This window comes from bacterium, assembly GCA_031082185.1.
GTDB lineage: Bacteria > Sysuimicrobiota > Sysuimicrobiia > Sysuimicrobiales > Humicultoraceae > VGFA01.
In genome coordinates, this window is sequence record JAVHLI010000005.1 from 208004 (window position 1) to 223323 (window position 15320).

The 15320-nt window shown below is 67.3% G+C and carries 16 protein-coding genes; 5 read left to right on the top strand and 11 right to left on the bottom strand.

Features of this window, described 5'->3' with window-relative positions:
* Nucleotides 1-30: 30 nt before the first annotated feature.
* The 4 genes from RDU83_07140 to RDU83_07155 are packed head-to-tail and all read left to right on the top strand — an operon-like array spanning nt 31 to nt 4613.
* Nucleotides 31-1026 (top strand): ABC transporter substrate-binding protein, encoded by a 996-nt coding sequence (locus tag RDU83_07140; protein ID MDQ7840788.1) that lies wholly within the window; start codon nt 31-33, stop codon nt 1024-1026.
* Between the two features lie 15 nt (nt 1027-1041).
* The gene (locus RDU83_07145) at nt 1042-2745 is read left to right on the top strand and encodes an iron ABC transporter permease (protein ID MDQ7840789.1); all 1704 of its coding nucleotides are present in this window, start codon (nt 1042-1044) and stop codon (nt 2743-2745) included.
* Between the two features lie 24 nt (nt 2746-2769).
* Nucleotides 2770-3822 (top strand): ABC transporter ATP-binding protein, encoded by a 1053-nt coding sequence (locus RDU83_07150; protein ID MDQ7840790.1) that lies wholly within the window; start codon nt 2770-2772, stop codon nt 3820-3822.
* The gene (locus RDU83_07155) at nt 3819-4613 is read left to right on the top strand and encodes a sugar phosphate isomerase/epimerase family protein (GenBank protein ID MDQ7840791.1); all 795 of its coding nucleotides are present in this window, start codon (nt 3819-3821) and stop codon (nt 4611-4613) included. The genes RDU83_07150 and RDU83_07155 overlap by 4 nt, the downstream gene beginning before the upstream one ends.
* A gap of 48 nt (nt 4614-4661) precedes the next feature.
* On the opposite strand, the gene RDU83_07160 is transcribed toward RDU83_07155, so the two are convergent.
* Nucleotides 4662-5849, bottom strand: a complete 1188-nt coding sequence (locus RDU83_07160; protein MDQ7840792.1) for a pyridoxal phosphate-dependent aminotransferase — start codon at nt 5847-5849, stop codon at nt 4662-4664.
* Between the two features lie 153 nt (nt 5850-6002).
* Between RDU83_07160 and RDU83_07165 the strand changes: the two genes are divergently transcribed.
* Nucleotides 6003-6965, top strand: a complete 963-nt coding sequence (locus RDU83_07165; protein MDQ7840793.1) for a dihydrodipicolinate reductase — start codon at nt 6003-6005, stop codon at nt 6963-6965.
* On the opposite strand, the gene RDU83_07170 is transcribed toward RDU83_07165, so the two are convergent.
* The 10 genes from RDU83_07170 to RDU83_07215 all read right to left on the bottom strand — a co-directional run.
* The gene (locus RDU83_07170; protein MDQ7840794.1) at nt 6945-7874 is read right to left on the bottom strand and encodes a hypothetical protein; all 930 of its coding nucleotides are present in this window, start codon (nt 7872-7874) and stop codon (nt 6945-6947) included. The two genes, RDU83_07165 and RDU83_07170, sit on opposite strands and share 21 nt — an antisense overlap.
* Nucleotides 7862-8590 carry an ABC transporter permease gene (locus tag RDU83_07175; protein MDQ7840795.1) on the bottom strand — a complete coding sequence of 243 codons (729 nt, stop codon included), beginning with the start codon at nt 8588-8590 and terminating at the stop codon, nt 7862-7864. Before RDU83_07175 ends, RDU83_07170 begins: the two co-directional genes overlap by 13 nt.
* 7 nt (nt 8591-8597) lie before the next feature.
* Complete coding sequence (locus tag RDU83_07180) at nt 8598-9335, bottom strand: ABC transporter ATP-binding protein (protein MDQ7840796.1); 738 nt, start codon at nt 9333-9335, stop codon at nt 8598-8600.
* Nucleotides 9328-10155, bottom strand: a complete 828-nt coding sequence (locus RDU83_07185; GenBank protein MDQ7840797.1) for a SagB/ThcOx family dehydrogenase — start codon at nt 10153-10155, stop codon at nt 9328-9330. The genes RDU83_07180 and RDU83_07185 overlap by 8 nt, the downstream gene beginning before the upstream one ends.
* A gap of 9 nt (nt 10156-10164) precedes the next feature.
* Entirely contained in the window at nt 10165-11499 is a 1335-nt protein-coding gene (locus RDU83_07190) for a YcaO-like family protein (GenBank protein MDQ7840798.1), read from the bottom strand.
* Nucleotides 11481-12491 carry a TOMM precursor leader peptide-binding protein gene (locus RDU83_07195; GenBank protein ID MDQ7840799.1) on the bottom strand — a complete coding sequence of 337 codons (1011 nt, stop codon included), beginning with the start codon at nt 12489-12491 and terminating at the stop codon, nt 11481-11483. Before RDU83_07195 ends, RDU83_07190 begins: the two co-directional genes overlap by 19 nt.
* Before the next feature lie 76 nt (nt 12492-12567).
* Nucleotides 12568-12693 carry a hypothetical protein gene (locus RDU83_07200; protein MDQ7840800.1) on the bottom strand — a complete coding sequence of 42 codons (126 nt, stop codon included), beginning with the start codon at nt 12691-12693 and terminating at the stop codon, nt 12568-12570.
* Between the two features lie 74 nt (nt 12694-12767).
* Complete coding sequence (locus tag RDU83_07205; protein MDQ7840801.1) at nt 12768-13529, bottom strand: ComF family protein; 762 nt, start codon at nt 13527-13529, stop codon at nt 12768-12770.
* A 53-nt stretch (nt 13530-13582) separates the two neighbouring features.
* A complete protein-coding gene (ahcY, locus tag RDU83_07210; protein ID MDQ7840802.1) occupies nt 13583-14839 on the bottom strand; it encodes an adenosylhomocysteinase in 1257 nt (418 codons plus the stop codon).
* Nucleotides 14840-14995: 156 nt separating this feature from the next.
* On the bottom strand, nt 14996-15320 hold a 325-nt coding region (locus tag RDU83_07215; GenBank protein ID MDQ7840803.1), incomplete at its 5' end, for an ISAzo13 family transposase.

Below are 15320 nucleotides of genomic sequence, written 5' to 3' on the forward strand. Positions count from 1 at the left end.
AGGCGTACTACATCGTCGGAGGTGAGTCAGATGCGCAGGTTTGCCGTGATAGCAGTAGCCCTGCTTGTCGTCTGCCTGGGCACGACGATGGTCCCGCCCGCCGGTGCTCAGCCGGCCTCGGGAACCGTCGTGCTCTACACATCGGTTCCGCAGGAGATGGCAACCGAGTTCGCCGGGGCGTTCATGCGGAAGCACCCGCAGATTAAGCTGGAGGTTCTACGGTCGGGCAGCACCGAGATCGAGATGCGGATCTTTGCCGAGATTGAGACCGGCGGCATCCGGGCCGACCTCCTGTGGCTCGCGGACGCGCCGATCTTCATCACCCTGCGCGACAAGGGGCTGCTGCTGGCCTACCGCTCCCCCGAGGCGCGGCATGTGCCCGCGCCGTTCCGCGATCCCGGCAATCACTTCATCGCCGGACGGCTGATAAACATGATAATCGCGGTGAACACCACTCTGATCCCGGTGCGCGCGGCGCCGAAATCCTGGAGCGACTTCCCCAAGTTCGGCAAGACTGCGGCCATGCCCAATCCCCTCTACTCCGGATCGGTCTTCGTGACCGTGGCGACCTTCGTGCAGAAGTACGGCTGGGCGTGGTTTGAGCGCGCGCGCAAAGAGAACATCCAGGTGCTGCGGGGGAACACCGAGGTGGCGCGCGCGCTGGCCGCGCGCGAGTTCGGCGTGGGCATGACGCTGGACTTCATGGTATACGGCATGATCCAGGACGGCGCGCCGCTGGCGATCATCTGGCCCGAGGAGGGCGCGGTCTCGGTTCCGAGCCCGGTTGCCATCATCAAGTCGAGCAAGAACCCCGAGGCCGCGAGGCGCTTCGTGGACTACGCGATCAGCGTGGAAGGCCAGAAGTTCCTGGCCTCCAAGGGAGTGGTGCCGGTGCGCGAGGACGTGGATCCCCCCAAGGGCCAACCCCGGGCCTCGGAGATCAAGACGCTGCCGATCCCGTTCGAGTGGGCGGCGAAGAACGCGGCCGACATCCGGACGCGGTTCGAACAGATCATGATGCGCTAACCTCAGGTGCCGCGGGTGCCATCAGACGCTCCCCACCCCCCACCGGCGCAGGCCCGAGCGCCCAGCCGCGCGCTGGACCCGCGCGTGCCCCTGCTGGTCCTGGTTGCGGCGGCGATGGTGTTGCTCGTTGTCTGGCCCGTGGCACAGGTGGTCTACCGCAGCCTGCTCGTGGACGGCGGGTTGGGATTGGACCACTACCGGCGGGCCATCGTGCACCCGGGCAATCTCCGGGCCCTGACCAACACGGTGTGGGTGGGGGTTGCCTCCGCGGCCGGAGCCATGATCGCAGGCGCGGTGCTGGCATTCCTGGTCATGCGCACCGACATACCCGGCAAGGGCTGGCTGCGCACATTGCTGATCATGCCCTACGCGGTCCCGCCGTTCTTTGGCGCCATCGCCTGGGCCCAACTGCTGGGGCCGCAGGGCTACCTCATGCGCCCTCTCATTGCCCTGCTGGGTCTGGAACAGGCTCCCTTCTCAATCTACAGCGCCTGGGGGATCGTCTTCGTGATGGCAATCCATGCCTTCCCGCTGGTCTTCCTCACCGTATCCGGCGCGCTTGAGCGTATGGACGCCAGCCTGGAGGAGGCCGCCCGCACCAGCGGTGCAGGCAGCCTGCGCGTGATGCGCGACGTTACCATGCCGCTGGTGCTTCCGGCGCTGTTGGCCGGGGGTCTCCTGGCCTTCATCCACTCGATCGCCAACTTCGGCATCCCTGCGCTGCTGGGAATCCGCGTGCGGTTCTACGTCCTCACGACCAGCATATACGCCTCGCTGAACATCCCGGACTTCCCGCTGGCCACGGCCAAGTCAATGCTGCTCGTGGCGGTCGGCGCCGCCGCGCTGGCAGTCCAGTGGCGGCTTCAGCGCGGTCAGCAGCGCTACACGGTCATCGCGGGTAAGTCCATCCATCCGCAGGTCATCCGTCTCGGACCGCTGCGCCGCGTGGCGTTCGCCCTGGCGGTCCTGTTTGCCGCGGTGATCGCGGTCCTCCCTCTCTTCTCCTTGCTGCTGACCTCTCTGTTGAAGTACTACGGCGCGCCCCTGGCAGTGGCGAGTCTCACGCTGAAGCACTACGCGTACGTTGCGAACCAGGGAGTCATCCGCCGTGCGCTCGCAAACAGCGCGTTGCTGGGCGTGTCCGCGGCCACCATCACCATGGTGCTGGGGACGTTCGTGGCCTACGCCCGCATACGCGCCAAACTGCGTGGGGCCGCCGCGCTCGACACGCTCGGCATGCTTCCCTACGCCGTCCCCCACACCGTCATCGCCATAGCGATGATCCTGGCGTGGGCCCGGCCGCCTGTGGCGCTCTACGGCACCATCTGGATAATCTTGCTGGCGTACATCGTGGCATACATGCCGCTCTCGCTGCGCACGACCTCGGCTACGCTGCAGCAGGTACACGAGTCGCTGGAGGAAGCGGCCCGCGTCTCAGGCGCAGGGCCTCTTCGGGCCATGCGCGACATCATAATCCCGCTGGTGCGGCCCGGCATGGTGGCGGGCTGGATCCTGGTTTTCATGCCCGCGTTCCGCGAGCTGACCATGTCAATCCTGCTGTTCGGGCTTCGGACCGAAACGATAGGCGTGATCATCTTCAACATGCAGTCGTCGGGCTACACGCAGATCGCCGCGGCACTCTCGGTGCTCGTGTGTGTGCTGATCCTGGGAAGCAACCTGATCGTGCGCAAGGCCACGCGGGGCCAGGTAGGATTCTAGCAGATGGGGTCCTCGGGGGTTGCCATGGACGCTGTGCTGGTTTCGGATCTCTGGAAGACGTTCGACGGCGTGGTGGCGGCACGGGCGGTCTCGTTCTCCATCGGGCCGGAGGAGTTCTTCACGCTGCTGGGCCCGAGCGGGTGCGGCAAGACCACGACGCTGCGCTGCGTGGCCGGCCTTGAACTCCCCACGCGCGGGCGGATCACGATAGGAGGACGCGTCGTCAACGACCTGGCCGCGGGCCAGTTCGTCCCACCGGAGGGCCGCCGCCTGGGCATGGTCTTCCAGAACTACGCGGTCTGGCCGCACATGACCGTGTTCGACAACGTGGCGTACCCGCTGCGCGTGGCGGGCGAGGGGCGGCAGGCGATCGCGTCGCGGGCGGCAGAGGTGCTCGACCTGGTGGAGCTGCGGGGTCTGGGCGGACGCTACCCCCACCAGCTCTCAGGAGGTCAGCAGCAGCGTGTAGCACTGGGACGCGCGCTGGCCGGGCGCCCGGAGATCCTGCTGCTCGATGAGCCGCTGTCGAACCTGGATGCCAAGTTGCGTGAGCAGATGCGCTTTGAACTCAAGGAGCTTCAGCGCCGGATGCGCATCCCAGTGCTCTACGTCACACACGACCAGGCCGAGGCCATGGCGCTGTCGGACCGCCTGGCGGTCATGGCGGACGGACAGATTGTCCAGGTCGGCCGGCCGGCCGAGATCTACAACCACCCGGCCACGCGGTTTGTCGCCGACTTCATAGGACAGATGAACTTCCTCCCGGCGCAGGTCACAGCCGGCGGGCCCGGCATCGCCAACGTAAAGGTGGACGGCTACGAGTGCCGCGCCGAGAACCCCTCCGGCATCTCGGGCTCGGCCGCAATAGCGGTGCGGCCGGAAGACCTGACCCTCGCCGCCGATGAGGGACTGCCCGGCCGCGTGGAGGTCCGGAACTTCCTAGGTAACCTGGTGGAGTACAAGGTCCGGCTGGATGGGGGTCTGACGGTCCGCGTGCAGGCCCCGCCCGGGCAGTACTACGAGGAAGGCGCGGAGGTTGTGGTCGGTATCCGCCGCGCGATGCTCTTCGAACGATGAGGATCGCGGCGTCCACGACGACCACGCGCGAGCTTCCCCTGCTTGAGGTCATGGACCTCGTGCGCGACTTGGGATACGCGGCGTTGGAGGTCTGGACCGAGCACCTCTGGGACCAAGGTTTCGCCCCGTTGCGTCTGAAGAGCGAGGCGGCCGCCCGAGGCCTTGCCCTGACGCTACACGGCCCCACACGCGACCTCAACGTGACCTCGACCAATTCCGGGATCCGCTCCGAGTCCCAGCGACAGTACCTGGCCGCCCTGGAGGAGGCCGCCGAGATGGGAGCCGAGGTGGTGGTCCTGCATCCAGGCGCGCTTTCCTCCAACGGCGATGACCCGGACGCGTTCTGGCCCCCAATGGAAGCATTCCTCGGTCGGGTGGCCGAGAGGGCCGCGCTGCTCGGGCTGCGGGTGGGGATTGAAAACATGGAGCGCAAACGCCTGGAGATCGTAACAGACCTCCATCTGGCCGCGGGGCTCGTGCGCCGAGTCGGCGCGGCTTCACTCGGGCTGACGCTGGACGTCGCACACCTTCTCTACAACGGTGACTTGGTCGCGTTCGACGGATTGGAGCAGTACATCTATCACGTCCACATCTCCGGATCCACGCACGAGAAGGCCCACGTTCCCCTGGCTGTGGGCATCTTCGATGCACGGGCGGCGCTGGAAGCCTTGCGGCGTTTCTACGACGGGACCGTCGCGATCGAGAGCTTCGTGCGCGGCAGGGCCCGGGAGGTACTGGCCGAGAACCACCGGGTCATGGCAGCGTGGCTGGACCGCGCGCCGGTCAGCTAAGCCCGCGAGCCCCGCACCGCACCGCCGCTGAATCAAGCCCGAGCTGAATCAGGCTTGCGCAGCAGGCCTGTATCGCGGCAGCGCCTCGCGCATCCTCCGCATCCCCTCGCGGATCTTCTCCTGGCTGTTGGCATAGGAGAAGCGCAGGTACCCCTTGCCCCACCCGCCAAACGACGTCCCTGCCAGGCAGGCGACGCCGCCCTCCTCCAGCAGAAATGTGGCCAGGCGCTTGACGTCGGTGTCAATCGCGGACACGTTGGGAAAGGCATAGAAAGCGCCACCGGGAACCCGGCACCCTACGCCATCCATGCCGTTCAATTCACCTACGATGATGTCACGGCGGCGGCGGAACTCGGCAACCATGTTTTCCACCGAGTCCTGCGGGCCGCTCAGCGCGGCGATGGTCGCCATCTGCGCAAAGGCGGCCGCGCACGAGCTGGAGTTGATCATCAACTGCGCCATCCGCTCGATCAGGTCTGCCCGCATTACACCGTAGCCGATCCGCCACCCGGTCATGGCATACGCCTTGGAGAGCCCGTCCATGATTATCGTCCGGTCCTGCATGCCCGGAAGACTCGCGATGCTCGCGTGCTGCCCCTCGTACACTATTCGGCCGTAGATCTCGTCGGTCAGTACGAAGGCGCGCGTCGGAAGAACGGCCTCGGCCACGGCCTCCAGGTCGGCGCGCGTCAGCAGCGAGCCGCACGGATTGTGGGGAGAATTGAGCACCACCAAACGGGTGCGGGGAGAGAGCAGCGCGCGGAACTCGTCGAGGTCGAACCGAAAGTCGGACTCCTCTCGAAGGCGAATGGGCCGGAGCGTCGCACCTACGAACTGGGCGGCGGACTGGTAGATAGGATACCCGGGATCCGGGTAGATCACCTCGTCGCCCGGGTTCACCAGGGCGAGCATGGCGAAGAGCAGCACGTTCTTGGAACCCGGCACGATGACGACCTGGGAGGCGTCCACGGCGATACCGCGCCCGCGGGCCACGTGGTCGGCCACCGCCTGCCGGGCTTCCCATATGCCGGCGGCCGGCGTGTAATGCGTGTATCCGTCGTGGATAGCCCGGACGGCTGCCTCGGTGATGTGGGCCGGGGTGTCGAAGTCGGGCTCGCCTATCTCCAGGTGGATGATGTGGCGACCCTGGGCCTCGAGCTTCCGGGCCCTGGCCAGCATTTCAAACGCCGTCTCGGTTCCCAGCGTGCTCATACGGGATGCCAGGTCCAGGTTCACGGGCTACCTCCTTCAAAATGCGTGGAAAAGTGCCTACGTGAGTCCATTCTGCGAAAGGGAATGCACTCCTGCCCTGATTGGCCGGTAGCGGTGCCTCTGCTACAATTGGGGCCGCGCGTGCACCACACATTCCACGAAAGGTGGTTCTCGAAGGTGACACCCACAGCAGCGACGCAAGCCACGGTTGTCTCGTACGGGCTCGGACCCATAGGAGCCGGCATCGCGGGCCTGGCGTTGGACCGCGGGTATCGGATGGTATCGGCGTGTGACATCTCCCCGGACAAGGCAGGAAGCGACCTGGGCACCCTGCTGGGTCGAGCGGAACTTGGAGTTACGGTCACGGCGGACATCACCGCGGCCCTTGAGCGCAGGCCCCAGGTGGTCCTGCACTCAACCCAGTCGCACATGCCCCAGGTCATGCCCCAATTGCTGGCGTGCATCGAGGCAGGCGCCTGCGTGGTTTCCACCTGTGAGGAGCTGGCGTTTCCCTGGTATCGGTATCCCGCCGAAGCCAAGAAGCTCGACGAGGCTGCTAAGGCCCACGGCGCCACCTTGGTGGGCGTAGGCGTCAACCCTGGATTCGTAATGGACCTGCTGCCCATCGTGCTGACCGCACCCTGCCGGACTGTTCGCGCCATCCGCATTACTCGGGTGGTGGATGCCGGGCTCCGCCGCAAGCCCTTACAGCGCAAGGTGGGTGACGGCCTCGACCGTGCCACCTTCGAGCAGGGCGTCGCAGAAGGTCGGATCGGGCACGTGGGCCTGGCCGAGTCCGTGGCCATGATCGCCGAGGCCCTGGCATGGCCGCTCGACTCAATCACCGAGACGATAGAGCCGGTCATGGAGGGGACCACGGTGCGCGGCCTGCACCAGGTGGCGAACGGGCAGCGCGGCCAGGAGACGGTCATATCGCTCGACCTGACGATGGCCGTGGGCGCCCAGAACCCGCGGGATGCCGTGACGATCGAGGGTGAGCCCCCAATTGCCATGACGGTGGCAGGCGGCATCCACGGCGACATCGCAACATGCGCGGTGGCGGTGAACGCGATCCCAATCGTGCTGGCGGCGCCCCCAGGCCTGACCGCGGTCCACCGGCTACCGGCGCTGCACCGCTGATACCCCCGCGCGCCGGAACGCGCGGACGCGGACGAGCTGGGTGAGCAGGTAGGCCCCATCGGTCCGGGGCATCGGTAGAAGGTTCCAGACGGCGCGGAGGAGCGCTGCGGCTGCAATCAATGCCGCAGCCTCCCTGCTTGCCGGCCATATCCACCCCAACAGCAGGGCTCCCATGCCCGCGGCGGCATCCCAGAGCGGCCCGGAGGCAGCGACCCAGACCCGCGCACTCCTCGGGAGAAGAGCCAGACCAGGGAGTTCTGCGAAGAAGGTCACGCCGCGCCACGGGGAAACAGCCATGCCCAGCGCGGCCGCCCGGCAGCCCGCCATCAGCGCAGTCACCGCGTGAGCCGCCTCGTGCCCCAATCCAAGGAGCCAGACCAGTATCGCCATCGTGACGAGGTGCTCCGGGCCCAACAGGGCGGCGAGCGGCAGTACGGCGTACGCGGCGACAAGGCGATCGCCGCGCACGGCGATCCCGGCCGCCCCGGCTATGAGCAGCGCCGCGAGCCCTATGGTACCTGCCCGCGCCGGCACCCGGCGCAGAAGCCGGCAGAGAGGCAACAGCAGTGGGCTGGTGTCGGCGATCACCAGACGCGCCGAGAAGGACAGATGCGGCCTTGGCAGTTCCCCGTCGTCTGCCAGCAGGCCTGCGCCGGCGAGACGACGTACGAACAGAGCGGCAACGGCGGCGTTCAGGCCAGGCACATCCGGCGCCGCGGCCCTCGACAGCTCCTCCACCGTTCGAGTACCGTCCATCAGGACCAGAACCGCTGCCTCGGGTTCACCGATTAGGAAACAGCGGCCCCCGGGCGCATGGATGATCCGGCGGCCGATGCCGTGCGCCGCATCCTCCCTCCGTAGAATGACCCCTGGGCGCAGGCGGGGCCGTGCTTGGATCAGATCGTCCACCTGAACCGCCGCACGGACACAACCGCCCCAACCGCTCCCCAGAGTGCGAGCACGACCAGCTCCGTGGCCACCGACGCGGGACCCCCTCCCCCAGCGGCCGTTCTGAGTCCACGCAGGAAGTACGTCAGTGGAAGCGCGCCGGAGATGGGTTGCAGCGCGTCCGGCAGCATCTCCACCGGGAAATAGGCCCCGCTCAGGAACGTCATGGGGAAGAACAGGAAGGCGGCGATGGAGTTGGCGCTCTCGACGGAGCGGGCCAGCACTCCTACCGCGAATCCGGTGGCCAGGAAGGCGGCCGTACCCACCCCCATGACCACCGCAAGTGTGAGCGGCTGCGCGGACGGGCGGAGGTGAAAGAGCACGGCACCAATCACCAGCAGTTCGGCGCCCACCACGATCACGACCGCGCCGCGCACGACCATCTGTGCCAGGACGAACTGCCACACTGGGACGGGAATCAAGGCCAGCCGCTTCAGGAAACCGGTGCTGCGGTAGTAGGTCACAACCACACCGATGCTGTAGTATGCGGTGGAGGCCAGCACCATTCCGAGGATTCCGGGGATGAGAAAGGCCATCTGACCGGGTTGCCGCGCGAACACGCTGCCCAGCAGCACCAGCAGGAAGGCTGGGAAGAAGAACGTCCAGAACACCGCCTGCGGCGTACGCCAGAACAGTCTGGCTTCCATCAAGGTGAGGCGCCACAGGCCCGTCACCACAGGCCCATCACCGGAGGTCCTCTGGCGTTGGCGTATCGCAGGTCAGCGCCAGGAAAGCCGCTTCGAGGCAGGCGTGGCCCCCCCCTACCAACTCCGACGGAGTGCCCTGCGCCAACAGCCTGCCGTGGTGGAGGATGGCCACCCGACCGCACAGGCTCTCGGCCTCGTCCAGGTGGTGTGTGGCCAGGAGCACCGTACGGCCTTCGGCCCGGGCCTCCCGAATGAGCGCCCACAGATCCTGGCGCGCGTGGGCATCGAGTCCTGCCGTGGGTTCGTCCAGAACCAGTAGCTCGGGCTCGCCGACCAGGGCGAGCGCCAGCAGAAACCGCCGCCTCTGGCCACCGGAGAGATGCCCATACATCATCCCGGCCTGGCCAGTCAGCCCGGTTCTGGCCAGCAACCGCCGTGTCTCAACCCGCCGCGGGTAGAAGGCACCGAGGAACTCCAGCGCCTCGCCCAGCTTCAAATAGGGGTGGAAGACCGCCTCCTGCAACTGCACCCCGATGCGTTGCTTCAGGCGCAACCCCTCCTTCAGGGGATCGAGCCCCAGCACGCGGGTCCATCCGGCATCGGGTCGCTGCAACCCAACCAGGGTCTCGATGGTGGTGGTCTTGCCCGCGCCGTTGCGTCCGAGGAGTCCGAATACCTCACCTGCTCCGACCTCCAGGTCGAGCCCGTCCAGAGCCACGACACGGCCGTACCGTCTGCACAGGCCTTTAACCTGGATCACCAGCCCGTTAGCCACCTTCCCCGTCTCCCTGCTTCCCCGGGCAGTCTCCGGGGATCCGTCCCACGGCAACCGCGTAGAGGACGCTGGTACGCGCCCCGTCGAGCCCCAGCAGCGCATCCAGCATGGCGTCGTCAAGCCCGCCCAAAGCGACCGCGCCGAGGCCCAGCGCCGCAGCCGCCAGGTAAATGTTCTGGGCGGCGTGCCCGGCCTCGAGGAGCACAAACCGGTAGCCCCTGGCCCCGTACTTGTCCGTGGTCCGCGCGAAGACGCCTGCCAGAACGATCAGTAGACCGGCGTGCTCGATGAGCGCAGGAAAGGCAGAGGCAGTCAGGAGATCGCTCAGACTCGACTCCGGGGGGTCAAGGGTCACCAGCGCCGCGCTGTGAGCGTTGGCGTCGTAGTAGTAGGGACCAGGATGGACCCCTCCTGGGGGAATGGGGAACCAGAAGTACGCGTCAATTGGATAGCAGGCGCCGGCCGAGGGAACAGTCCGCCGCGCGTGGAGGCCGCTCCCACCGGCAGCGATCATGCCGGCCGCCGCCCAGAGCAGTGTCCCGGCCTCCTCCAGATCGAGTGGGAGTCCGGCAAACTCGCGAGCGGACCTGCGGCGGCGCAGGGCGGCATCCAGCCCGACGCCCATGCCGGCTCCGGACGCCGGCACCGGCAGAGTCAGCAGCGGACCGCGGCGCGGCCGCGCAGGAGCAGGTCCTCCTGCCCTGGCGTGGGCCGCGGCACGCCGTGAGACCTCGGCCCAGTCCGACGGCTTCCATTTGCTGCTCTCATGAAAGACCTCCCACAGGGGATGTTCGGGTATCATGCAAGGTTCAAGCGCCATCTGCGCGCCTCAAGGAAACGGATGTGGGTACGGGTTGAGCGCACCCCTTCCCACCAAGCCCAGGCGCTCCGGCACCTCCCAGAGGCGCGAGTATCCCAGGAAACGGTGGGCATGCGAGGGTGCGATGTCCAGCAGACCGGGCACGAGCACCCTGGCTGTCACGAACCCGCACTCCGCCAGGTCCGGCGTGGTCAGGTCAACTGCGAGCGCCTGCAGGCCTCGCCGTTCGAGGCGCTCAAGGCAGTACCCCAGATCCACGTCGGGAGAGCGGCTCTCGTCATGGAGATCCTCCAGGCTGACAGGAGTCGCGGCAGAGTCCTCCAGGAAGTCCAGGTAGGCCAGCGATTGCGGCTGACCGTACAGGCGTACGTGATCGGAGAACCGCCTGACGTTCGCGAAGTCCACTCCGGGATCGAAGCCCGTGCCTCCGCCCATCTGTCGAAGCCAGGTACGGGTTTGGACCGCCTCCAGAAGCGCCTTTAGCAGCGCAGCCGCCGGGTCGAGACGCGCGGCCGCACCGACGGCCGCGACGCTGGAATTGGCCTTGGGATCGAGCACGACGACCAGAGCAACGCTGATCCCGAGGTCGGTCGGCAGCAATCTGGCGAGGAACGTGAGCCCGCTGCGCTCAAACCGATCGCGTACGATGGAAGCCAGGGGACCAGAACGCGGCAGGAGAATCGGGGCCGTCGGCAGGCGCCGCCACCAGGTGAGGGCGAAGGCGTCCCGTTCCACGACCTCGAGAAGTGCCGCCAGCAGGGCCGCGCTCCGGGTGCGGGCGCACGCCAGTCCGGTTGAGATCGCGGGGCCGATGTTGGCAAGCCACGGCTCCGCCCGCTCCACAAGGAACACCCTCTTTGCCGGCACCCATGCCGTCCCGCCCTTAGTTAGGTTCTGCGCGGCCACCCACTCAAGGACGGTGTCCTCCTCGAACCTGGCATAGGGCAGCCCGTCCTGCCACTGCTCGGCCGAGAACAGCGCGTAGGCATCAGGGTGAGGACCACCCACCTCGTGCCAGGTGGCCTCCACGATATCAGCCCGATCTGCAAACGATGCGGAGTACCTCTCGAGCACCTCGCCAACGGCCCTGGCCGCGGCGAGGTCATGTCCGAGTCCCACGCCGCTGGCGGAGATGACGAACGAGCGGCGACCGTCGGGCAGCGCGGTGCGGGCGGAATCGGTACCGGCCGCGGCCACGCAGACCACGTTCGGCTCGTCAGGCGGCATGGGAATCGCACCCAGCGCTCCGAGGACGCCTGCCAACGGGGTCGTCAGGCGACCGGCACTGTCCAGAGTGTCGGCGGCGTCCGCTTGGTCGAGTTCGGCTACAACTGCACTGAGCATGTAACCGACACCTGCCGGCGGCCAGGCCGGACCGATGCGCAGGCCGGGCAGCGAGGGAGCCGGAGCACGTCGGCCCGGGTCCAGGCCAGGGTGCGCAGGTGAATCCTGATCAGCCTGTCTTCGAGTGTGGGCCTGTCGGCGCCGAGCAGGGCCTTGAGCACCTCCACCACCGCGGCGCCTGCCGCGACCTGGACTGCAGCGGGAAGCATGGGCCGGCTGCCCACCCGAATCAGCCGAACAGGGCCCGGCGCCAGGGCCTCGGCCCTGACCCGCAGGCACACTAAGCAGGCGGAGCGACCCGGCACGATGAGCGGGCCCAGCGTGAGCTCTGCCGCGTCGTTGATGACCGGCAGCCAAGGTGTGCCGGTGGTAAGACTGAGGGCGTTCAGCTGCAGGAGCGACGTATCGCGCAGGCTCGTCCCGCAGCCCACAAGGAGCGATGCGCGACCGACCATCTCTGCCGCGGCTTCGGTTGCGGGCTGCCCTCCATCGTATGGAAGCCTCTGGGTACTGACCCGGCAGTCCAGCAGAAGCCTCTCGATAGACCGGGAGATCCGACCATCTCCCCACAGGCAGACCGCGGCGCCCTCCAGCCGGGCGGTCAAATGGCCCACATCGCCCGGGCAGGCCAATGCTCGAAGAAACTCAATAACGTCTGAGTCGGCCGACTGAGGCTGCCCCAGCCGCCCGCCCGCAACCAGCAAGCCACCGGCGGCAAGCTGGGCAACCAAACGCTCAACCACCTCTGCGGAGCACCCGGCAAGCTCAGCGCATATCTCGTCTACGGTGTGCTCGCCGTCCAGAACCGGGAGCAGGTCGGGAAGGAGCGGCCCCACCCCTGAGCCGGAGAGGCGAACAGATCTTCCCGGTGACCTGAGCTCCACGTCGCTCTCCCCGACAGCGTACACCGACCAGAAATCCGGCAGGAGCGGCCTATAGGGTCCAGGTGCGTCCACGCGCGCCTCCTCGATAATGCCGGGCGGGCCTCTCACGCCGCTCTCACACGCCGCGCCCGATCACAGCCCGTGGGGGCAACGGCCACCGCCCCCACGGGCCGTCCGACCTACATCACATGCACATGTCTCCGCCGTTGCAGCAACAGCAGCAGCAGCAGCCGGGGGAGAACTCTCCCCCGCGATCGAACAGGGTGACGCTCTCAAGCTCTACAATCTGCAGTTCCATCTGCAGTTCCATTGTGGGTCACCTCCTCAGGCGCCAGGATGCGCGCAGGAGCAACCCCGGTGCGCCCGGCCCGTGGTCCGCCCATTCTATCGGCGCGAACCGGTCGGCGTTGCGGACCCTGTCCGCCTCAAGGCCCGGGCCAGCGTCAGCACAACAACCCTGTCTGCCCCGGCGTCCTTCAAGGCGAGGGCGCACGCCGCGGCCGTGGATCCGGTTGAGAAGACGTCGTCAACGAGCAGCACCGTCCCGGTCACCGTGTCATCTCCCGGCGCAAAGGCGTTCCGCACGTTGCCCGCCCTGGCGAAGGCGCGCAACTCCACTTGAAGATGATCCTGGTGAACACGGCGCAGCGCCCGGGCGGCGCAGGGCACACCCAGCATGGAGGCAACCGGCCGGGCCAGCAGGTCTGACTGGTTGAAGCCGCGGGCCCTGAGCTTGGCCGGATGAAGGGGCACAGGAACGACCAGTTCAACGCCGCGGGTGATCTCAAGGGGAGCCAGGGCGGCCAGAAGCCCGCCCAGCACGCCGGCCGCGGCCTTCCGGCCGTGGAACTTCAGTCCGCAGATGGCCCGGCGAAGCCTGCCGTCGTAGACGGCCATCGAACGAGCGGCATCGAACGGGGGCGGTGAGAGGGTGCAGGCGGAGCACCGAACGGCGGGCACGGGGACGACGGGGATGTGAGCCGGCGGGTGTCCCTCCGGCGCCGGCAGCGGAACCCCGCACTGCCCGCAGGTGGGCGGCAGGATTCTCTCAATCCGATCGCAGCACGCGGCGCAGAAGGCCGCCCCCAGTGCGCCGCAGCCCTCGCACTTGAGCGGGATCAGCAGTTCTAGCAGACCTGCCCACACCCATCACATCGGCGGGCGCCGGTGCGGGTTACAGGTCCCGCAGGCGTGAAGCTCTAGGTGCCTTCCTGCCAGGACTCCAAGTACAGGCGCTGGACCTCGGTCAGGGTGTCAATACGCGCTCCGGTGGCCTCCAGCTTGAGCCGGGCCACGGCCTCATCAATGACGTCGGGCACCGGGTGCACCATCGGTTCAAGCCGACCGGCATGGGCGACCAGGTGGGCGACCGACAGCGCCTGGTTGGCGAACGACATGTCCATGACCGAGGCAGGGTGGCCCTCGGCCGCGGCCAGATTGAGCAGTCGGCCCTCGGCCAGCAGGTAGAGCCGCCGGCCGTCGGCCATGGCGAACTCCTCGACGTGCTCGCGCACCCGCCGCCGGCTCGTCGCCATCGCCTCCAGCGCCGGGATGTCTATCTCCACGTTGAAATGACCGCTGTTGGCCAGCAGCGCGCCGTCGTGCATGGTCGCGAAGTGCTCGGCGCGCAACACCCCGGTGTTGCCGGTTACGGTAATGAATATGTCGCCCGTTGGCGCGGCCTGCGCGGCCGGCACTACCTGGTAGCCGTCCATCAGGGCCTCGAGAGCGCACAGGGGCGAAACCTCGGTCACGATTACGCGCGCGCCCATACCGCGCGCCCGCATCGCCACCCCGCGGCCGCAGGAGCCGTAACCGCAGACCACAACGGTGCGGCCGGACAGCAGCACGTTGGTGGCCCGCAGCAACCCGTCAATCGTGGACTGTCCGGTACCGTAGCGGTTATCGAAGAGGTGCTTGGTCTTAGCATCGTTGACCGCAACGATGGGATAGCGCAGCGCCCCAGCCCGCGCCATGGCGCGCAGGCGGATCACGCCGGTTGTCGTCTCCTCCGTGCCCCCGAGGACTCCCTCAAGCAGGTCGGTCCGCTCACCGTGCAGCGTCGAGACAAGGTCCGCACCGTCATCCATCGTGATGTGCGGGCGGATCTCAAGGGCCTGGTGAATGTGCCGGTAATAAGTATCGCGGTCCTCCCCGCGGACGGCAAAGACGCCCATACCGTACTCGGCGGCGAGGGCGGCGGCCACGTCGTCCTGCGTGGACAGCGGGTTGCTGGCGCACAGCGTGACCACAGCGCCCCCGGCCCGCAGTGCCAGCATCAGGACCGCGGTTTCCGTCGTGACATGCAGGCAGGCGGTGATCCGCCGTCCTGCCAGTGGCTGTTCGGAGACGAAGCGCTCGCGGATGAGGCGCAGCACCGGCATCTCTCGTTCGGCCCAGGCGATGCGGCGCAGACCCTCTGTGGCCAGGGTCAAATCACGTACATCGTGTGACATGCGATCCTCCAAGGTCTCCGGTGTGTCTATCGGATGATCCCGCTGAGTGTTGGCCCACATACCGTAGCGTATGCCGGGTGCGCCGACAAGACCAGTACCGAAACCGCTTCGACCTTCCGCCGATCATTGCTAAGGAGCCGTAACTGAATAAGTGAGCTAAGTATGCTTCTGCCGGTTCGGACGAACCGTGTAGTTCCAGTCGCCATGGAAGGAATGTGGGACCAGCTTGATGCGTGCCATTTGCTGGTCGGTGACCACGACGCCCATAGGATACTTGCCGCGATCGATCTCTGACCTCACTCTGAGCCCGGCGTCGGTTCTCGTGGATCCGATCAGGCTCACGATGGCCACCAGACTCACCAGGGGGTTGCCTCGCCAGTTCATCGCGATGTGCGAGAACAGGCGGTGTTCGATCTTGTTCCACTTGCTCGTTCCCGGCGGGAAGTGACAGACGGTAATCGAGAGCCCGGTGCGGTTCGCG